Source organism: Blautia sp. HCP3S3_B11 (assembly GCF_052064435.1).
GTDB lineage: Bacteria > Bacillota > Clostridia > Lachnospirales > Lachnospiraceae > Blautia_A.
This window is the reverse complement of sequence record NZ_JBQHVP010000014.1, coordinates 59,781-78,972: the sequence shown is the minus strand read 5'-3', so window position 1 is coordinate 78,972 and position 19,192 is coordinate 59,781. Positions and strand designations below refer to the sequence as shown.

The window sequence follows — 19,192 nt, the reverse complement described above, 5'->3', positions numbered from 1 at the left end:
ATCAATAGAAACATACGATCGGCACATTATAATCAATGATATTATAAAGTTCTGCCGCTTTATCCGGAGGCATATTGATACATCCATGTGAACCACCTTCCATAAAGCGGTCACCGCCAAAATATGGCTGCCAGTTTGCATCATGGAATCCGATGCCACCATTAAACGGCATCCAGTAATTTACTTTCGCCTCATATTCATATTTACCATTTGCAAGCTGTTTACCTCTGAGCACATCAGGACTCTTTTTATAATAAAGTGTATAAATACCTGCTGGAGTCTGACGGTCAGCGTATCTCATATCACCGGAAACAATATCAGATTCAAAAATATCCTCTCCATTCTGATAATAGTACATATGCTGTTCGCTCAGATCAACTTCAATGTAAGTATTTCCAATATCATTATAACCATGTGCATTCGCTGTCATAGAATATACCGGTTCTCTGGTAGTCTGTATTCCTGACTGAATCTCCTGTGTCAGTTCTGCCACCTCGGAAGCCTGGTCTATCTGCCATCCATATGCAGAGCCATAGACGCTGACTGTTCGTCCGCTTGTTGTCTGGAACTCTCTCTCTGTGCCCACTGTATCATGCGCCGCAGCAAGCTGAGCCACGTAATCTGCAATATGCTGCTGGAAAGATGCATCATCCATAATAAGCTGACCTTTTTCGTCAAAATTCAGCCAGTCTTTTACTGTATTTCCATCCAGGGTCACCGTCTCATCCCCGAAAGTGTAGGTAATATTTGCTTTCGTGAAATTATTGCATGCATCAAGGGATGCCTGCAGATCCGGATCATCGCTCGTCACATCTGCCTTTACGTATACGTCAGGATTGCTGTCAAAATCAACAGATGCCTCATTCCCGGAAACAGCTTCTGAAAGTGCATTATAGGCTTCCCGAAGGTTTAATTCGCTTCCCTTTGTCTCAGGAACAATTTCAAACTGAGAATCTCCATATGCGACATATGCATTCTCAGGCGCAACCTGATTCTCTTCCTGCGCACAGTTAAGCTCCCTGACCTGTTCTTTCAGTTTTTCTTTATCATATGTCGTATTCTCTGCTGTTGTGTAGCTCTTTTTTTCAAATAAGCCACGAATCCATTCGTATGGTTTCTGATCTTTTAGAAGTTTCAATACACTTCCATCGGAAACATAGCTATATCCAATCTGATCTCCGCTTATCGTCTGCGGATCCAGATTTCTTGAGTCAACTTCTATGGAATAATTCTCCACTGTCTTTGCAATTAACTGTTCTGCCTCATAAGCAGTTTTTCCGGAACAGTTAATTCCATTGATTGAGGTTCCCTCAAAAAACTTATCTGAATAATAGTATGACATGCCCGCATATGCAGCACCTACACTTACCAGGATCATTGCAGCAGTAATTCCTGTTATTTTTAAAGCTTTATGCTTCTTCCTGACAGGCGGTTCATAAGGTGCAAGATCTTCATCATTAATCGGTACATAAGTGATTTTTCCCGGCCTTGCAGATTTACGATGTCTGCCTGTTGTTTCTACATTGCCATCCGAGGCTTTGTTACTTCTTTCCTCTTTGTTGCCCATCTATTTTCTCCTCAATATAAGTATTACAGTTCATTTTATTTTGGAAAATACAGCATCCGAAACAGAACTTTTAAACAGTAATCTATAACTTGCCTGTATCAGCTTTCTCATTATAACATAATTCTTCCAGTTTGCATGTACTATTCACTTTTTTCTTAAATTTTTTTAATTTTTTTCTAAACAATCCTATAAACCAAGTCTGCGTTTCATGTCTTTCATGACATAGAAATACATAATGATGAGCAGTCCTCCTGCCAATACCCATGCCATCGGACTGGCCATACATGCACCAAAATAGCTCTTATGTGCTGCCGCAACCATCGCAGTGATTCCACGACCTGCAAGCTCAGCTACACCTGCCAGCATAGGGAGCAGTCCATATCCCATACCCTGAATACCGTTTCGCAATGCATTGACAAAGTGCAAAGGAATGAAAAATACAGCCACACATTTGACATAAATATCGACCATCGGAATAACTTCTGCTGCATTATCTGAAATAAACAGGTATGAGAGATATTTTCCAAAGAAAAATATGATCACGCCGGTCACAATCGCATAAATAATTCCGATAATATGTGCACAGTTAAATCCCTGTCTGACTCTGTCAAGTTTACGTGCACCGATATTCTGTGCATTGTATGTAGCCATCGTTGTACCGATTGCAACATATGCCTGGGTAAAGATATTTTCAATCTTATTTCCTGCGGTAAATGCGGCTACCGCATAAGAGCCAAGAATATTTAATGCAGACTGAACCATCATCGTTCCGATTGCTGTAATAGAATACTGAAGTCCCATAGGAATACCGACAAGAATTTCGTTCCTGGCAATTCCAGAGCGTAATCTCCAGTCATCTCTCTTTAGCCTTAATTCCGGCACACATTTTATAATATAAACCAGACAAAGCAACCCGGATACTCCCTGCGCAGTGATCGTAGCCCATGCGGCACCTGCCACACCCATATGGAACGCAATAATGAATATTAAATCAAGTGCCACATTCAAAAGTGCCGCAAGTATCAGAAAATACAATGGTGTTTTACTGTTACCCAATGCTCTCAGGATACTTGCCTGAATGTTATATAATACCTGAGCAAAAATACCACCACAAATAATCATGATATATGTATATGCATCCTTAAAAATATCCTCCGGCGTATGCATCAGCGTCAATAATGAGTGCATTCCCAACATACTGACTACCGTCATAATAACTGAAATAATGATGGATAACAACGCCGCATTTCCCACAGACTGCCGCATCTCATCCATCTTTCCCGCACCGAATTTCTGTGAAGTGAGAACCGTAAACCCGGCTGTCAGTCCTGTAAGAAATCCTATGATGAGGAACATGATCGTTCCCGTAGAACCTACTGCTGCCAATCCTTTTGTTCCTACAAATTTCCCCACGATTATGGCATCTGCCATGTTGTAAAACTGCTGGAATACATTACCTATAAATACAGGTATCGTAAAATCAAGTATCATCTTCATTGGTTTCCCAACTGTCATGTCTGTCTGCATTCCAATAAACCCTCCAGTCCTTTCTTAAAATTAGTTTTTTCCTGTCTTTTACCTGATCGTTTATCAGATATCGGAGCGATTATAGTTGAAAAATTTTACCATTTCAAGATATGTTTTCCAATTCTGTAATTTTCTACATAATCACAAAAAGACCCCCGGTCAAACGGAGGTCTTTTTCGTTATATTCACGAATTATTTTTTATCAGAGTCATGTTGCCCTCTTCACCCTGAAATTTTTTATTTCTCTACAAGAAGAGATTTGCCTGTCATTTCTGCCGGCTGTTCCATTCCCATAAGCTGAATGAGTGTAGGAACGATATCTGCAAGGCATCCATCCTCACGCAGTGTGTATTTCGGATCAGCGTTTACAAGAATGAATGGAACAGGGTTTGTTGTATGTGCAGTCCACGGAGCACCTGTCTCATAGTCGATAAGCTGCTCTGCGTTTCCATGGTCAGCGCAGATAAACATCTGTCCATCAACCTCTTTCAGTGCTTCAACTGCTTTACCAACACATTCATCAACTGTTTCTACTGCTTTCACAGCTGCTTCCTGTACGCCTGTATGTCCAACCATATCAGGGTTAGCAAAGTTGATCACGATCACATCATATTTATCAGATTTGATAGCCTCTACCAGTTTCTCACAAACCTGTGGTGCGCTCATCTCAGGCTGAAGGTCATAAGTTGCAACCTTCGGGGATTTCACAAGGATTCTATCCTCACCTTTATTCGGCTCTTCTACACCGCCGTTAAAGAAGAATGTAACATGTGCATACTTCTCTGTCTCAGCGATACGTGCCTGAGTCATATTGTGTGCTGCAAGGTATTCTCCAAATGTGTTATGAAGCTGAACTTTGTGGAATGCAACCAGTTTGTTCTGGATTGTATCATCATACTCTGTGAAGCATACGAATGTAACATGTGGTCTTGCTTTTCTCTCAAATCCCTGGAAATCATCATCGCAGAATGCTCTTGTGATCTCACGAGCACGGTCAGGACGGAAGTTAAAGAATACAACAGAGTCTTTATCAGATACAACACCTGTTGGCTGTCCGTCTTTCTCAATTACTGTAGGAAGAACGAATTCATCTGTTTTGTCATTGTCATAGGATGCCTGAACTGCTGCTGCAGCGTCAGTTCCTTTTACACCTTCTCCAGATGTAAGAGCATTGTATGCAAGCTCTACACGATCCCAGCGGTTATCGCGGTCCATTGCATAGTAACGGCCGGAAACGGTTGCAATCTCACCTACACCGATTTTCTTCATCTCAGCTTCCAGAGCCTCTACAAACTCTTTACCTGATGCAGGAGGTGTATCACGTCCGTCAAGAAAGCAGTGTACATAAACTTTCTCAACACCCTCTTTCTTAGCCATCTCAAGTAATCCATAGAGATGTGTATTGTGGCTGTGTACACCACCATCAGAAAGAAGTCCCATAAAATGTACAGCAGAATTGTTCTCTTTTGCATTCTTCATTGCCGCAAGAAGTGCTTCGTTCTTAAAGAAATCACCATCCTGGATCTCTTTTGTGATTCTTGTAAGTTCCTGATATACGATACGGCCTGCACCCATGTTCATATGACCTACTTCAGAGTTACCCATCTGTCCATCTGGAAGACCTACTGCAAGTCCGCTTGCATTACCTTTTACAAAAGGATATTCTGCCATCAGCTTGTCCATAACAGGAGTCTTTGCCATATATACAGCATTGCCTTCTTTTTTGTCATTCAGGCCATATCCATCAAGAATCATTAATACGGTTGGTTTTTTGCTCATAATGTTCTCCTTTTATATGTGTTCATTATTGATTGCTGTATGTAACTGTACACAACCGTACATTTTAGCATACAGCAACTGTAATTTTTATATACAGACGCACTTTATCGTTCATTGCATGCCTGATAACACGCTTTTGTGCCCTCTTTATATAGTATCAAAATTTCAGGATTTTTCAATTCTTTTTTTTATGTATTTGGCTTCTTTGTTTAATTTCGTTTTATCAACTTATTAAGCGGATATTCATCATCTGCTTTTTTGCGCATCTCTGCATTGAATAAGTACTTCGCAGTTTATAGCAATAAACGATATCTTATTTTCCGTAAACACGAATGATTGTAGAAATCTTTCTTACAGAATCTCTGTTTCTCAGTTCCTCAATTGCAGTTCTGAAGTCACCTTCTCTTACTTTTTCAGTGATCACAACTACTTCCGCACAGCCTTCTACTTTGGTATCCTTCTGAATAATCTGTGCCACACTTACCTGATATTTTGCAAATATTGCCGTCATTTCGGCCAGAACACCACAGCGGTCTTCTACTTTAAGGCGGATAAAGTATCGGTTATGTGTATCTTCCATCTTCTTAACCGGAATCTCTTTATAACAGGTGCATCCGATTCTGCCACAGCAGCTGATCAGGATATTTCTTACAATGTCAAATACGTCACCTACTACCGCACTTGCTGTAGGAAGTTCTCCTGCTCCTCTTCCGAAGAACATGGCATCTTCTACTGCATCTCCATGAACAAATACAGCATTGTATGAATCATTTACAGTTGCAAGCGGATGAGAACTTGGAATCAGCATCGGGCATACATAGGCTTCGATTCCATCCTCTTCATTTCTGGCAACACCGAGAAGCTTGATATCACGTCCCATTTCTTTTGCATAATTAATATCCTTAGAAGTAATCTTGGCAATTCCTTCTGTATAAACATCATTGAATACGACACGTGAATTAAATGCTACGGAAGCAAGAATTGCTACCTTACGTCCGGCATCAAGGCCTTCAATATCTGCGGTAGGGTCGGCTTCCGCATATCCAAGTTCTGTGGCAAGAGCCAGGGCATCCTTAAATTCCATGCCTTCCTGAGTCATCTTTGTAAGAATAAAGTTGGTAGTTCCGTTCACAATACCCATAACTTCTGTCATATGGTTTCCTGCCAGACACTGTTTCAATGGTCTGATAATCGGAATTCCTCCAGCTACTGCTGCCTCAAATAAAAAGTCTACTTTATTCTCATGTGCCGCTTCCAGAAGCTCATGTCCATGAACCGCGATCAGGTCTTTGTTTGCTGATACTACATGCTTTCCTGCTTTCAACGCAGAGAGAATGTATTCCCTGGCAGGGTTGATTCCCCCGATCAGCTCAATAACGATCTCAATCTCCGGATCATTTACGATTTCGTCCCACTGACTGGTAAGCATAGAGGTATCTTCAAGTTTAGCTGCTGCTTTTTCTATATTTCTGACAAGGATTTTCTTGATTTCAACTTTACAGCCAATTTTAGCTGTCATTTCTTCTTCCTGATTCTTCAGTACCTTATATACACCTGTTCCTACTGTTCCAAATCCTAACAGTGCGGCTTTGATGACTTTTTCACTCATTTCACAGGATTCCCCTTTCTTATTCGTTGGTTTTTATACTAGGGCAGAATCAGCTATTTGTCAAGTTTGTCTGCGTTTTTAAGCAAAATCTCCACCATATTTTCGAGCTCTGTTTTCTTTTTGCGAAGCCAATTTATATACCAGATCGTTATCATCACTGCTGTCCAGGCTGAAACACAGAAAATACCTGCCAGAATCATGTAAAACATTCTCTCTGTTCCCTGACGCGGAGCTCCGTTCAGAAAACAATAATACATTGCCACTGACAATACAGCCATACAGCTTCCCATCATTATCTTTTTTATTAATTTCATCGTTATCATTTTTCCTCTCATAATGTCGTTATAATGACACTGTTATAACTTTCATTTTAACCCGATAATAGATAGTAATCAAGAACAAATTGGACGGTTATTACAATATGATAAGTTATAGGAAATTATGGAAAACTATGAAAGAGCGCGGAATCAGTCAATACGCTCTGTATACGCGTTATGGCATCAGTACTTCTTTTCTGGATAAACTCCGCCATAATGAAAATGTAGAGATTCGCAGTCTTGATATTTTATGCTCTATACTCAAATGCGATTTTGGAGATATTGTGGAACATATTCCGGATGAGACTGAATCCAAAGAACAATAATTCAGATTTATAATATAAGATTTCCTGTTTATGTATCTGAATTCGCAAAGAACATTTTGTTCTACATCGATTTATTGCAGAGAAGAAAGACTTAATAGAATGTTTATTTTTCTTCCTTATTTATAAATCTAATCTATAAATCATTCATAAAAAATAAAAGATTTTTCTCTCAATTTGTGTTATATTTTTATTGAGTAAAGTAATGCGCAAACCAACATACCTGAGCTCAGGAAAATTACGTGAAAGGATTGTAATATATATGAAATATGACGTAGTAATCATTGGCGCCGGACCTGGCGGCATTTTTTCTGCCTATGAATTGATGAAACAGAATGAAAATCTCAAGATTGCTGTTTTTGAAGAAGGAAATCCATTGGATAAAAGACATTGCCCTATCGATGGTAATAAGGTAAAAACCTGCATCAAATGTAAGACCTGCGCTATCATGAGCGGTTTCGGCGGTGCCGGTGCATTCTCTGATGGTAAATACAACATTACCAATGATTTTGGCGGAACTCTTTATGAGCATATCGGAAAGAAAGAAGCTCTTGAGCTCATGCGTTATGTAGATGAGATCAATGTTGCCTACGGCGGACAGGACACAAAAATGTATTCTACTGCCGGAACTAAATTTAAAAAACTTTGCATGCAGAATAAATTAAAATTGCTGGATGCTTCCGTTCGTCATCTCGGAACAGATATTAACTATGTAGTTCTGGAAAATTTATATGCCAAATTAAAAGAACATGTAGATTTCTATTTCAACACTCCTGTAGAGCGCTTGGAACTTCTGGATAACGGTTATCGTATCGTTACCAAAGACTGCACAACTGACTGCAGTAAATGTATCGTATCTGTCGGCAGAAGCGGAAGTAAATGGATGGAACAGGTCTGTAAAGATCTTGATATCCCTACTAAATCTAACCGCGTGGATCTCGGTGTCCGCGTAGAGCTTCCTGCTGTTATTTTCTCCCACCTGACAGATGAACTTTACGAGAGTAAAATTGTTTACAGAACAGAGAAATTTGAAGATAATGTAAGAACTTTCTGCATGAATCCTTACGGTATCGTTGTAAATGAAAACACTAATGGTATTGTCACTGCTAACGGTCACAGTTATGAAGATCCTTCCAAACAGACAGAGAATACAAACTTTGCACTGTTGGTTGCTAAACATTTCTCCGAGCCATTTAAGGACAGTAACGGATACGGTGAAAGTATCGCCCGTCTTTCCAATATGCTTGGCGGTGGTGTAATCGTACAGCGTTTCGGCGATCTGGTACGTGGAAGAAGAAGTACTGTTGCACGTATCGAAGAAGGTATGGTACGTCCTACTCTTGCAGCTACTCCTGGCGATTTAAGTCTCGTTCTTCCAAAACGTATTCTTGATGGAATCATCGAGATGATCTATGCTCTGGACAAAATCGCTCCGGGAACAGCAAATGACGACACTCTTCTTTATGGTGTGGAAGTTAAATTCTATAACATGGAAGTTGAGATTGATGAAAATCTGGAAAGCAGATACAAAGGATTATATATTATCGGTGACGGAAGTGGCGTAACTCATTCCTTGTCTCACGCTTCTGCAAGCGGTGTTTATGTAGCACGCCAGATTACTGAAAATATGTAATTTTTCTCTAATAAAAATATACAGGTAAGTCTCCCTTGTTGCTTATTACTTTCTGCAATTAAAGCAGGGAATTTCCTTGATTTGGTTAAAAAAGGATGGCGTAACATACCTGATTCAATAAAAAGCAGGATTATTTTGAGGAAATCTCCCGCCCTTACTATAAATCAGCTGGAGAGAAACATCCTGTTCAAAATGATCCTGTCTTTTTATTTATCTATGTTTTCTTTTTATTCTTTATGATATGCCATCCATTTGTCTGTTCCCAGGCGTTCAAATGAACCACAACATTGAAATCCACATTTTTCCAGCAGTTTTTGCATGGGGATATTGTCTTTATACGTGTCCATTCGAATATTAGGGAACTGAGTATACACCCAGTCGAGGCAGTAAGATGCCGCACCTTTTACAATTCCTGCAGATGCCACTCTGTGAACTACTGCATAAGGCTTTTCATTTAACCATTTCCCGTTGATTTCTCTATAGTCCTCATCCTCTTCTACTGCATAGTAGAAGACACAGGCAATCTGTTCCTCTGAAATGCAAAGATACATCTTATCTATATCTTCCCTTATCAATTCTGTCGAAGGATAATCATCTCCCCATTGTTCTTCATTTCCATTTTCACGCATAAATTTCCTTGCGTTTTTATAAACATGCATAATCTGTTTCAAATCTTGCATAGATGCTTTTCTTATTTCCATGAATTACTCCCACCTTTACTTCGTATCCTATAGTATGCTTTATGATGTATCGGATTTATAATATTTATTTTGTGAATTTCTTTGTCAAAAGACAAACATTTTCGCAGTGATCTGTAAAACTGAACATATCTACAGGCTGTATTTTTCTTACTTCATAACCATATTTTGTAAGATACTCCAAATCTCTGGCAAGTGTTTCCGGACCACAGGATATATAGACGATTCTGGACGGTCCAAGTTTAATTACGGAAGACATGAACTTCTTATCACTTCCCGTACGTGGTGGATCCATAAATACAACGTCTGCACACTCTCCATTCTCTGCCATTTTTTCCATAAATTCCCCTGCATCACCCTGGTAAAAATGCGCATTGATAATCTTATTTTCTCTGGCATTGATTCTGGCATCATGGACTGCATCCGGATTTAATTCTACTCCAATAACATTTTTCGCTCTTTTCGCTGCTACCAATCCGATCGTACCAATTCCACAATATGCATCGATTACGGTTTCCTTTCGTCCCAGACCCGCATATTCGATTGCTGTCTTGTACAGAATTTCTGTCTGCATAGGATTCACCTGATAAAAGGACTGCGGAGAGATGCGGAAAGAACATCCACAGAGTGTATCTCTGATAAAACCTTTTCCATAAATGACTATGTCACGTTCACCCAGTACCATACTGGTTTTCTTGTCATTAACGTTTAATACCACTGTAGCAATCTGTGGATATTTTTTCCGCAGGGCTTTTACAAAATTATTTTTTGAAGGGAAAACCGGAGATCCTACAACGAGGACTACCATAATCTCATTTGTTGTAAATCCTCTTCTTACCAGGACATGGCGTAAAAGTCCATATCCCGTATCCTCATCATAAGTTTTTATTTTAAAAGATTTCAGCATATCGCGGATTGTGCGAATAATCTCCTGACTAATCTTATCTTCAATCATACAATCTTCCACAGAAACTACTTTATGTGTTTTCGCCTCATATGTTCCGCAGATAATATTTCCTTTTCTGTCTCTGTCAAATACTGCATGAACTTTATTTCTATAATAAAAAGGATCCTCCATGCCGATAATTGGTTTTACTTTTCCAAATTTTTTCAGGAGTTTGCCCATTTTCTTCTGCTTTGCTGCCAGCTGTTCTTTATAAGGAATGCCCTGATACTGGCAGCTTCCACATTTTTTTGATACACTACATTTTTTTATTTTTTCTTCCATGAAACTCTGACCTGCTTTCTATTTTCACTTATTGTTTACTGTCTGTTTTCTACATATTTTTACATTATAACAGTGAAAACAGGTTCATGCAATCAGATAGCTTCAATTCTGTTTCGCAATTTCAACATTTTCTGATTCTTCAGCATTTTAGCGATTTCATACACATCATCCACAAAAAGGCAGACAATCCTGATTCCAATCAGATCATTTAATTTTGACTTTGCGATTGCGAAATCCGGTTTCAGATTCTTTCGAACCAATTTCGCATATATGCTTTCCGGCGTTTTGATTCTCTGTGTAACAGTCTGTATAACTTCCCGGTTATATTTGCTTTCCAGCTGTTCACCGATGATCTTCACCTTAACACCCAGTATTCCCATCACATATTGGCAATGAAGATAATACTCGTCTTTGTTCATTTCATTTCTTATCTGCTCTATTTCTTTTTTTATTTTTCTCTCCTCCGTTTCTACCATTATTAGTTGCTATTCCCATACACCCTCCCTAAGATATATAAATCTACAGCAATTCCATTATCGCAAACAATTTAGAATGTTTTTTCAAAACATTTTTAGTATAAACTAAATTATTACTATAATATCATATTTATAGTTCTTATACTATCAGTTTTTTGTAAAATAACCGTTAAATATACAGGCATAACCGGCTGTACTGACTTTATTCATTCAATAGAATGTCGAATAATAGAAGTTATTGTCGAAATGTTTTTAGCAGATTCCTGTTGAATTCTGTAGACGAATGTAGAAAAATATGCTATACTTCGTATGTACAAAAGAAACAGATTTGGAAAGCACCAACGGATCGGTAGTAGAAATACAAAAGATAAATATTTAAAATTCAGATTAAAGAGATACAAAAGATTTATTCTCTAAAATGCAAAAGATATTTTTCCAAAGTACAAAAGATGTTTTCACACCAGATAAAAAATAATACACTATAAGATGAAAAGAGTAGTTTTACAAAAACTGCTCTTTATTTTTGTTTAAATAGTAGATAAAAACAGACACCCTGGCAACTGAAGCGGACAGGGTGTCTTCTGTTTGGACACAAAGATTATCTATTTATAATCAGTTTTAAATTTTTATTCTTATTTGTAGTTTACAATCTTACCGAAATCAGCTTTCAGGGAAGCTCCACCAACAAGGCCGCCATCGATATCGTTCTGAACGAATAAGTCAGGAGCTGTTGCAGGATTTACAGATCCGCCGTACTGAATACGGATTGCTTCTGCTGTTGCTTCATCATAGATTTCAGCGATGCATGCACGGATACCAGCGCATACTTCCTGAGCCTGCTCAGTAGTAGCTGTTTTACCTGTTCCGATAGCCCAGATTGGCTCATAAGCGATAACTGCTGTCTTAGCCTGGTCTGCTGTAACGCCCTGGAAACCAACTTTAACCTGCTGACGGATGAAATCCATTGTCACGCCCTGCTCTCTCTGAGTAAGAGTTTCGCCACAGCACATGATTGGTGTGATTCCATGTTCGAAAGCTTTAAGGATTTTCTTGTTAACGTCTTCATTTGTTTCTCCGAAGTATTCTCTTCTTTCGGAATGTCCGAGAACAACGTATTTAACACCAGCGTCTACGAGCATTGCAGGGGAGATTTCTCCTGTGTATGCACCTTTCTCTTCAAAGTACATATTCTCAGCACCAACCTGGATGTTTGTTCCTTTAGCAGCCTCTACAACCGGGATAATGTCGATTGCAGGTACGCAGAATACTACGTCTACTTCGTCATTTACTACTAAAGGTTTTAATGTTTCTACTAATTTAACGGCTTCGCTTGGTGTCATGTTCATTTTCCAGTTACCAGCGATAATTTTCTTTCTTGCCATGATTCTATATCTCCTTAACATGAGACTGCCCTGTAGGATGTGCCCGGCAGTCTCTCTTTTTCTTAGTCCCACCCACTGCTTATTGCTCTTCGCAATTGAAGCAGGGGACTTACTTGATTCGGTTAAACTGATCAGACGGATAAACGATCCGTTCATGTCACCTGTTCAATACTTATTTATCGTTTGCTGCTGCAACACCCGGGAGTTCTTTTCCTTCCAGGAATTCAAGAGATGCACCGCCACCTGTGGAGATGTGCGTCATCTTGTCGCCATAGCCAAGGATATTAACTGCAGCTGCAGAATCACCACCACCGATGATTGTTGTAGCATCTGTGTCAGCAAGTGCCTTAGCAACAGCCTCTGTACCATGAGCAAAATTCGGCATTTCGAAGCAACCCATCGGTCCGTTCCATACAACTGTCTTAGCATCTTTTACAGCATCACAGAAAAGTTTTTCTGTTTTCGGTCCGATATCCATTCCTTCCCAGCCATCCGGGATTTCACCACGTTTTACAACCTGAATATTGCAATCGTTGGAGAAATCATCACCGATTCTGTTATCTACAGGAAGAAGGAGTTTAACACCTTTTTCTTCTGCTTTCTTCATCATGTCTAATGCATACTGAAGATAATCATCCTCGCAGAGAGATTTACCAATATGTCCACCCCTAGCTTTGGAGAATGTATAGGACATACCACCACCGATGATAAGAGTATCTACTTTATCAAGAAGGTTATTGATTACAGAGATCTTGCTGGAAACCTTAGCTCCACCAAGGATAGCAACGAATGGTCTCTCAGGATTGTTTACTGCGTTTCCAAGGAAATCGATTTCTTTCTGCATTAAGTAACCAACAACTGCTGTATCAACATATTTAGTTACACCAACGTTAGAACAGTGTGCTCTGTGTGCTGTACCAAATGCATCATTTACAAATACATCACAAAGAGAAGCGAGTTCTTTGCTGAATTCGTCTCCGTTCTTTGTTTCTTCTGCACGGTAACGTGTATTCTCAAGTAAGATAACGTCTCCGTCTTTCATTTCAGCTACTGCTGCTTTTGCGTTTGGTCCTACTACTTCCGGGTCTGCTGCAAATTTAACTTCCTGTCCTAATAATTCGGAAAGACGTTTAGCAACCGGTGCAAGAGATAATTCTGGTTTTGGTTCTCCCTTCGGTTTTCCAAGGTGAGAGCAAAGAATGATCTTTCCACCGTCAGCGATCAGTTTCTTGATTGTAGGAAGAGCTGCAACCAGACGGTTCTCATCTGTAATCTTACCATCCTGAAGTGGAACATTGAAGTCACATCTTACAAGAACTTTTTTACCTTTTACGTTGATATCATCAACAGATTTTTTATTCAGCATTTGTGGTGCCTCCTTAATAATATTCTTTATGTGTTACTGCATCGTCCACAGTAACATAGATTCCTCGAGCGTCCTGCAAAATCTGCTATGGCAGTTTTTCGGATACTCAGACAACGCGAAAAGGGTCCGGTCCAAATCAGACCGGACCCTTCCTTGGAGTCTATTCTTCTACACTTACTGAAAATTAAGCGTTCAGCAGTTTACCAAAATGTTTGATTGTACGAACCATCTGGCTTGTGTAGGAGTTCTCATTGTCATACCAGGAAACTACCTGTACTTCTGTTGTGCCATTCTCAAGTGGAAGAACCATTGTCTGAGTAGCATCGAACAGAGAACCAAATCTCATACCAACGATATCGCTGGATACGATTTCATCTTCGTTGTATCCGAAGGATTCGTTAGAAGCTGCTTTCATAGCTGCGTTGATCTGTTCTTTTGTTACATTACCTTCAACAACTGCTGTTAAGATTGTTGTAGAACCTGTTGGGGTAGGAACACGCTGAGCAGATCCGATTAATTTGCCGTTCAGTTCTGGGATAACAAGACCGATAGCTTTAGCAGCACCTGTGCTGTTAGGAACGATGTTAACTGCAGCTGCACGAGATCTTCTTAAGTCACCTTTTCTCTGTGGTCCATCAAGTGTCATCTGATCGCCTGTGTAAGCGTGGATTGTGCACATGATACCAGATTTGATTGCAGCAAGGTCATTTAATGCTTTAGCCATTGGAGCTAAGCAGTTTGTTGTACAAGAAGCTGCGGAAATGATGTGGTCTTCTTTTGTAAGAGTTTCATGGTTTACATTGTAAACGATTGTCTTAAGGTCGTTTCCAGCCGGAGCGGAAATGATAACGTGTTTAGCACCTGCATCGATATGAGCCTGAGCTTTGTCTTTGGATGTGTAGAATCCTGTACACTCAAGAACTACGTCTACGCCGATTTCTCCCCATGGAAGTTCAGCAGCGTTAGCTTTTGCATAAATTTTGATTTCTTTTCCGTCAACTGTGATGGAATCTTCTCCTGCTGTTACTGTATCTGCAAGAGCATATTTTCCCTGTGTTGAGTCATATTTTAATAAGTGAGCAAGCATTTTAGGAGATGTTAAATCGTTGATTGCTACGATTTCAAATCCTTCTGCTCCAAACATCTGACGGAATGCAAGACGTCCGATACGTCCAAAACCATTGATTGCAACTTTTACTGCCATGATAATATTCCTCCTATGAATTAAGTGGTTAATTATGATAATCCTTTTGTTTGTTAAAGAATCATCAACCTGTATTGTATTGTACATAATTCTAAACAAAAATTCAAGACCATTTTCTAAAAAAACAGATAAAAATTAAGTAAAAATGTAAATTCTATGCTATACTTGATATGTGGTATGCTTTAAACATTACTGTCAGAAGCAAATTGATACTATTTTGCATTATTTTTTCATTATTCTCAATATATAAATGTCCAATTTTCAGGATTTTTACGCATTATTATTTACGCTACTCTGTGTAGCGTAATAATATGTTTTCAGGATTTTGCTACTTTCATGTCAAAATACCTTGAGGAATAATAATGTGTGGACAGTAACTCGATAAAGGCTTTGGATGTTTGCCACATATATACAGCACGATCATCACCACATTATATTATTTATAATAGAAGAAAGGACTGAACTTATGGACAGACAGATATTATGGGATTGCCATATGCATTCTTCTTTTTCCGCTGATTCTGATACTCCTATGGAGTCTATGATACAGCGTGCTATCGAACTCAGTATTCAGGGGATTACTTTTACGGAGCATCTTGACCCTGATTATCCGGCTACTCCTGATGGTCTGGATTTTTCTCTGGATATTTCATCTTATCAAAAAAAGCTTATAGAAATGCAGTCTTTATATAAGGATAAAATTCATCTGCGTTTTGGAATCGAATTGGGCTTGCAGATGCACCTGGGAGATTATTTTAACTCACTTCTCTCTCAGACACCTTTTGATTTTGTCATAGGATCTTCTCATCTTGTTCATGGATACGATCCTTATTATCCTGATTTTTTTGAAGGACGCAAGGAATTTCTGTGTTATATGGAGTATTTTGAATCTATTCTTGAAAATATTTCTGTATATGATGATTTCGATGTTTATGGTCATATTGATTATGTTGTCCGTTACGGTCCTAATAGAAACCGCCAGTATTCTTATGGCCGCTATAAGGATATCCTGGATGAGATTCTTAAGAAACTCATTTCAATGGGAAAGGGAATTGAGCTTAACACAGGTGGATATCATTATGGACTTGGCGAGCCAAACCCTTGTGTTGCGGTAATAAAACGTTACAAAGAACTCGGCGGAGAGATCATTACGATTGGCGCAGATGCCCATACACCGGATAAAGTAGCATATGCCTTTGATAAGGCCGCTAATGTACTTGAAACTTGTGGTTTCAAACATTATACCGTATTTAAAGACCGTAAACCAAAATTTATTTCTTTATAAAGTATTTGAATACTTGCCTATATGGCAGTCTATGTAATATAATATCTCATGATATCAGGGTTAATAATTCAAAAAGGTCATATGTACATGCATGATAACACTTTTAACCCTAGCGCGTGTTTGGAAAAGGCTTTCTGCAAGATGTACGTCACAATTTGTGGTAGACTTGGTCCGATTAAGGCGGCATAGCGGGCTACGCTGAGGCTTTTTTATCTGTGCAATCAGATTCGCAAGCAAGTAAGTGATATAGTTATTTCGAAAACGATGTACTAGTGTGCCGACAAGTTGATTAATTCTTAATCAGACGTAACAGCTTTCCGTAAATCAACCGATTGGTACACCAGATCATTTCACATGATTTCAGAGGCGCAGTTTTAAGGCTGCGGCTTTCTGTATATATTTTTTCATAAACCAGGGAGGAATATTATGGCTAAAAAAAGACTCCAGAAGAAGCATTCTTCAGCAACAGTCAGAAAACAGGGAACTGAAACATTAAAGGTAACTACCTCTAAAACAGAGCCTGTTAAAGTAGAAACTTCTAAAGTTGAACCAATCAAAGTGGAAACTTCTAAAGTAGAGCCTGTCAAAGTGGAAACTTCCAAGGTAGAGCCTGTTAAGGTGGAAACTTCTAAGACAGAACCAATCAAAGTAGAAACTTCCAAAACTGAACCGATTAAAGTAGAAACTTCCAAAACTGAACCAGCTAAGCTGGAAATGCCTGCTGATATCGCTGTATATAATGAGCGTTTCCAGAAGCATTACGATGAATTAAAATGGTTATACTGTGAATTATATCAGGATCGTGATGATGTCATGACATATCTCAATGACCTCACATCTAATATGAAGACCTTTTATAATGGAAGAAATGCAGCATTAAGAGCATCTGACAGCAAACGTGAAGCAGATCCTAATTGGTATAAACGCAATAACCTGTTAGGTATGATGATGTATGTAAATAACTTTGCGCATACTTTAAAAGGTCTGGAAGAGAAACTGGACTATGTACAGGAATGCAATGTAAACTATCTGCATCTGATGCCTCTGCTCGCATCACCGGAAGGTAAAAGTGATGGCGGCTATGCAGTTGCTGATTTCCGTACTGTTCAGCCGGAACTTGGCACTATGGAAGACTTTTCAGAGTTAACAGCCAAATGTCACGAACGAGGCATTAATATCTGCCTTGATTTCGTTATGAACCACACATCTGAGGATCACGAATGGGCAAAACGCGCACGCGCTGGTGAAAAAGAATATCAGGATCGTTATTTCTTCTTTGATTCCTACGATGTTCCTGCTCTCTACGAGCAGACCTGTCCTCAGGTATTCCCGACTACTGCGCCTGGCAACTTCACATGGCTGGATGATGTACATAAACATGTTATGACCACATTTTATCCATATCAGTGGGATTTAAATTACAGAAATCCTGTTGTATTTAATGAGATGGTTTATAACATGCTGTATCTTGCCAACCAGGGCGTTGATATTGTACGTCTTGATGCAGTTCCTTATATCTGGAAACAACTTGGCACAAACTGCCGCAACCTGCCTCAGGTTCACACTATCGTGCGTATGATGCGCATGATCTGCGAGATCGTATGCCCGGGAGTTCTGCTCCTCGGAGAAGTTGTTATGGCTCCTGAAAAAGTAGTTCCATACTTTGGTACACTTGAGAAACCAGAATGCCATATTCTGTATAACGTTACGACAATGGCAAGTACCTGGCATACTGTTGCCACTAAGGATGTATCTCTTCTTCGCAGACAGCTGGATATTCTTGGTTCACTTCCTAAGGAATATATATTCCAGAATTATCTGCGCTGCCATGATGATATCGGATGGGGATTAGATTATGATTTTCTTAAGAACTTCTCTATCGATGAAGTGTCCCATAAGAAGTTCCTTAACGATTTCTTTACAGGAAAATATCCGGATACATTTGGACGTGGTGAACTCTACAATGACGATCCTCGCCTGGGTGATGCAAGACTTTGCGGAACTACTGCTTCTCTTTGTGGAATCGAGAGATTCGAATTTGAGGGAAATACTGCAGGTGTGGACAGAAGTGTACGTTATGATATCACATTACATGCGTTTATGCTTTCCCAGTCCGGTATTCCGGTTATCTACAGTGGTGATGAGATCGGTCAGTTAAATGACTATGCTTATAAGAATAATCCAAATAAAGCAGCTGATTCCCGTTATCTCCACAGAGGAGAATTCAACTGGTCTCTTGCTCCGAACCGAAATATCGCAGACACTGTACAGGGTAAACTTTTCCATGCACTGGATCATCTGGAACATATCAGAAGTGAGCACAACGTCTTTGATACAAATGCATCTCTTTGCACTATTGATACATGGGATTCTTCTATCCTTGCACTTGTTCGTGAAAATGATGACGAGAAATTTATCGGTATCTACAACTTCAGTGATCAGGATAAGGTTGCATGGATCAACGAAGATGATGGTATGTATACAGACCTTATCACAGGTCACGAGATGGAAGCTAAGGGCGTTATGATTCCGGCATTTGGATGCTTCTGGCTGTGTAGAAAAAAATAATATCAGATTTGTACCAGTTTAGTTGACAAAGGCGATATTAAACCATCTGTTATTTTCATATGTAATAACGCAAATAAGGACAACCCGTATTTTTCGCGGATTGTCCTTATTTTTTAACCCATATACATTTTATTGCAAGAAAGAATCCTGTTTGCGGAATTCTCCGTCTGTGCTGGGTTGTTTTAGTAACATAATTTCTCTCCGTCGCAGTGCGATCCTGCCCGGAGGAC

16 protein-coding genes are annotated in these 19,192 nt (G+C 39.3%); 4 read left to right on the top strand and 12 right to left on the bottom strand.

The genetic code is table 11. The features are described from left to right. Nucleotide 1 precedes the first annotated feature (1 nt). The 5 genes from ACTNC0_RS12310 to ACTNC0_RS12290 all read right to left on the bottom strand — a co-directional run bounded on the left by ACTNC0_RS12310 (nucleotide 2) and on the right by ACTNC0_RS12290 (nucleotide 6,796). Complete coding sequence (locus ACTNC0_RS12310; protein ID WP_441087602.1) at nucleotides 2-1,567, bottom strand: L,D-transpeptidase family protein; 1,566 nt, start codon at nucleotides 1,565-1,567, stop codon at nucleotides 2-4. Nucleotides 1,568-1,753: 186 nt separating this feature from the next. Further along, on the bottom strand, nucleotides 1,754-3,094 hold the full coding sequence (locus ACTNC0_RS12305) for an MATE family efflux transporter (protein WP_441087601.1): 1,341 nt from the start codon (nucleotides 3,092-3,094) through the stop codon (nucleotides 1,754-1,756). A 237-nt stretch (nucleotides 3,095-3,331) separates the two neighbouring features. Next, nucleotides 3,332-4,873: a 2,3-bisphosphoglycerate-independent phosphoglycerate mutase gene (gene gpmI / locus ACTNC0_RS12300; protein WP_441087600.1), complete on the bottom strand. Its 1,542-nt coding sequence runs from the start codon at nucleotides 4,871-4,873 to the stop codon at nucleotides 3,332-3,334. Nucleotides 4,874-5,186: 313 nt separating this feature from the next. Further along, entirely contained in the window at nucleotides 5,187-6,482 is a 1,296-nt protein-coding gene (locus ACTNC0_RS12295) for a homoserine dehydrogenase (protein ID WP_441087599.1), read from the bottom strand. 53 nt (nucleotides 6,483-6,535) lie between these two features. After that, nucleotides 6,536-6,796, bottom strand: coding sequence for a hypothetical protein (locus tag ACTNC0_RS12290; RefSeq protein WP_441087598.1), 261 nt, complete (start codon nucleotides 6,794-6,796; stop codon nucleotides 6,536-6,538). A gap of 137 nt (nucleotides 6,797-6,933) precedes the next feature. Here ACTNC0_RS12290 and ACTNC0_RS12285 point away from each other — a divergent pair, with 137 nt between their 5' ends. Together ACTNC0_RS12285 and ACTNC0_RS12280 are read left to right on the top strand one after the other, a co-directional pair. Continuing rightward, on the top strand, nucleotides 6,934-7,125 hold the full coding sequence (locus tag ACTNC0_RS12285) for a helix-turn-helix domain-containing protein (protein WP_334295130.1): 192 nt from the start codon (nucleotides 6,934-6,936) through the stop codon (nucleotides 7,123-7,125). A 202-nt stretch (nucleotides 7,126-7,327) separates the two neighbouring features. Further along, nucleotides 7,328-8,755 (top strand): NAD(P)/FAD-dependent oxidoreductase, encoded by a 1,428-nt coding sequence (locus ACTNC0_RS12280; RefSeq protein ID WP_441087597.1) that lies wholly within the window; start codon nucleotides 7,328-7,330, stop codon nucleotides 8,753-8,755. Between the two features lie 227 nt (nucleotides 8,756-8,982). Here ACTNC0_RS12280 and ACTNC0_RS12275 read toward each other — a convergent pair whose 3' ends face one another. The 6 genes from ACTNC0_RS12275 to gap form a co-directional block, all read right to left on the bottom strand. Further along, on the bottom strand, nucleotides 8,983-9,456 hold the full coding sequence (locus ACTNC0_RS12275; RefSeq protein ID WP_441087596.1) for a GNAT family N-acetyltransferase: 474 nt from the start codon (nucleotides 9,454-9,456) through the stop codon (nucleotides 8,983-8,985). A gap of 64 nt (nucleotides 9,457-9,520) precedes the next feature. Beyond that, nucleotides 9,521-10,681, bottom strand: coding sequence for a 23S rRNA (uracil(1939)-C(5))-methyltransferase RlmD (gene rlmD, locus ACTNC0_RS12270; protein WP_441087595.1), 1,161 nt, complete (start codon nucleotides 10,679-10,681; stop codon nucleotides 9,521-9,523). A gap of 92 nt (nucleotides 10,682-10,773) precedes the next feature. Next, nucleotides 10,774-11,157, bottom strand: a complete 384-nt coding sequence (locus ACTNC0_RS12265; RefSeq protein ID WP_441087594.1) for a hypothetical protein — start codon at nucleotides 11,155-11,157, stop codon at nucleotides 10,774-10,776. Between the two features lie 632 nt (nucleotides 11,158-11,789). Further along, nucleotides 11,790-12,539, bottom strand: a complete 750-nt coding sequence (gene tpiA / locus ACTNC0_RS12260) for a triose-phosphate isomerase (RefSeq protein ID WP_118508414.1) — start codon at nucleotides 12,537-12,539, stop codon at nucleotides 11,790-11,792. Between the two features lie 172 nt (nucleotides 12,540-12,711). After that, nucleotides 12,712-13,905 carry a phosphoglycerate kinase gene (locus ACTNC0_RS12255; protein ID WP_441087593.1) on the bottom strand — a complete coding sequence of 398 codons (1,194 nt, stop codon included), beginning with the start codon at nucleotides 13,903-13,905 and terminating at the stop codon, nucleotides 12,712-12,714. Nucleotides 13,906-14,089: 184 nt separating this feature from the next. Then, on the bottom strand, nucleotides 14,090-15,109 hold the full coding sequence (gene gap, locus ACTNC0_RS12250) for a type I glyceraldehyde-3-phosphate dehydrogenase (RefSeq protein WP_008704062.1): 1,020 nt from the start codon (nucleotides 15,107-15,109) through the stop codon (nucleotides 14,090-14,092). 466 nt (nucleotides 15,110-15,575) lie between these two features. On the opposite strand from gap, the gene ACTNC0_RS12245 reads away from it, so the two are divergent. Beyond that, nucleotides 15,576-16,394, top strand: a complete 819-nt coding sequence (locus tag ACTNC0_RS12245) for a histidinol-phosphatase HisJ family protein (RefSeq protein ID WP_441087592.1) — start codon at nucleotides 15,576-15,578, stop codon at nucleotides 16,392-16,394. Nucleotides 16,395-16,454: 60 nt separating this feature from the next. Here ACTNC0_RS12245 and ACTNC0_RS12240 read toward each other — a convergent pair whose 3' ends face one another. Then, nucleotides 16,455-16,631, bottom strand: a complete 177-nt coding sequence (locus tag ACTNC0_RS12240; protein WP_441087591.1) for a DUF6783 domain-containing protein — start codon at nucleotides 16,629-16,631, stop codon at nucleotides 16,455-16,457. Nucleotides 16,632-16,820: 189 nt separating this feature from the next. Between ACTNC0_RS12240 and ACTNC0_RS12235 the strand changes: the two genes are divergently transcribed. After that, a complete protein-coding gene (locus ACTNC0_RS12235) occupies nucleotides 16,821-18,962 on the top strand; it encodes an alpha-amylase family glycosyl hydrolase (RefSeq protein WP_441087590.1) in 2,142 nt (713 codons plus the stop codon). Nucleotides 18,963-19,192: the final 230 nt, after the last annotated feature.

Excerpts from the sequence above, each read along its gene's own strand:
- ACTNC0_RS12310 (WP_441087602.1), bottom strand. The coding sequence starts at position 1,567 with ATGGGCAACAAAGAGGAAAGAAGTAACAAAGCCTCGGATGGCAATGTA.
- ACTNC0_RS12305 (WP_441087601.1), bottom strand. The coding sequence starts at position 3,094 with ATGCAGACAGACATGACAGTTGGGAAACCAATGAAGATGATACTTGAT.
- gpmI (WP_441087600.1), bottom strand. The coding sequence starts at position 4,873 with ATGAGCAAAAAACCAACCGTATTAATGATTCTTGATGGATATGGCCTG.
- ACTNC0_RS12295 (WP_441087599.1), bottom strand. The coding sequence starts at position 6,482 with ATGAGTGAAAAAGTCATCAAAGCCGCACTGTTAGGATTTGGAACAGTA.
- ACTNC0_RS12290 (WP_441087598.1), bottom strand. The coding sequence starts at position 6,796 with ATGAAATTAATAAAAAAGATAATGATGGGAAGCTGTATGGCTGTATTG.
- ACTNC0_RS12285 (WP_334295130.1), top strand. The coding sequence starts at position 6,934 with ATGAAAGAGCGCGGAATCAGTCAATACGCTCTGTATACGCGTTATGGC.
- ACTNC0_RS12280 (WP_441087597.1), top strand. The coding sequence starts at position 7,328 with ATGCGCAAACCAACATACCTGAGCTCAGGAAAATTACGTGAAAGGATT.
- ACTNC0_RS12275 (WP_441087596.1), bottom strand. The coding sequence starts at position 9,456 with ATGGAAATAAGAAAAGCATCTATGCAAGATTTGAAACAGATTATGCAT.
- rlmD (WP_441087595.1), bottom strand. The coding sequence starts at position 10,681 with ATGGAAGAAAAAATAAAAAAATGTAGTGTATCAAAAAAATGTGGAAGC.
- ACTNC0_RS12265 (WP_441087594.1), bottom strand. The coding sequence starts at position 11,157 with ATGGTAGAAACGGAGGAGAGAAAAATAAAAAAAGAAATAGAGCAGATA.
- tpiA (WP_118508414.1), bottom strand. The coding sequence starts at position 12,539 with ATGGCAAGAAAGAAAATTATCGCTGGTAACTGGAAAATGAACATGACA.
- ACTNC0_RS12255 (WP_441087593.1), bottom strand. The coding sequence starts at position 13,905 with ATGCTGAATAAAAAATCTGTTGATGATATCAACGTAAAAGGTAAAAAA.
- gap (WP_008704062.1), bottom strand. The coding sequence starts at position 15,109 with ATGGCAGTAAAAGTTGCAATCAATGGTTTTGGACGTATCGGACGTCTT.
- ACTNC0_RS12245 (WP_441087592.1), top strand. The coding sequence starts at position 15,576 with ATGGACAGACAGATATTATGGGATTGCCATATGCATTCTTCTTTTTCC.
- ACTNC0_RS12235 (WP_441087590.1), top strand. The coding sequence starts at position 16,821 with ATGGCTAAAAAAAGACTCCAGAAGAAGCATTCTTCAGCAACAGTCAGA.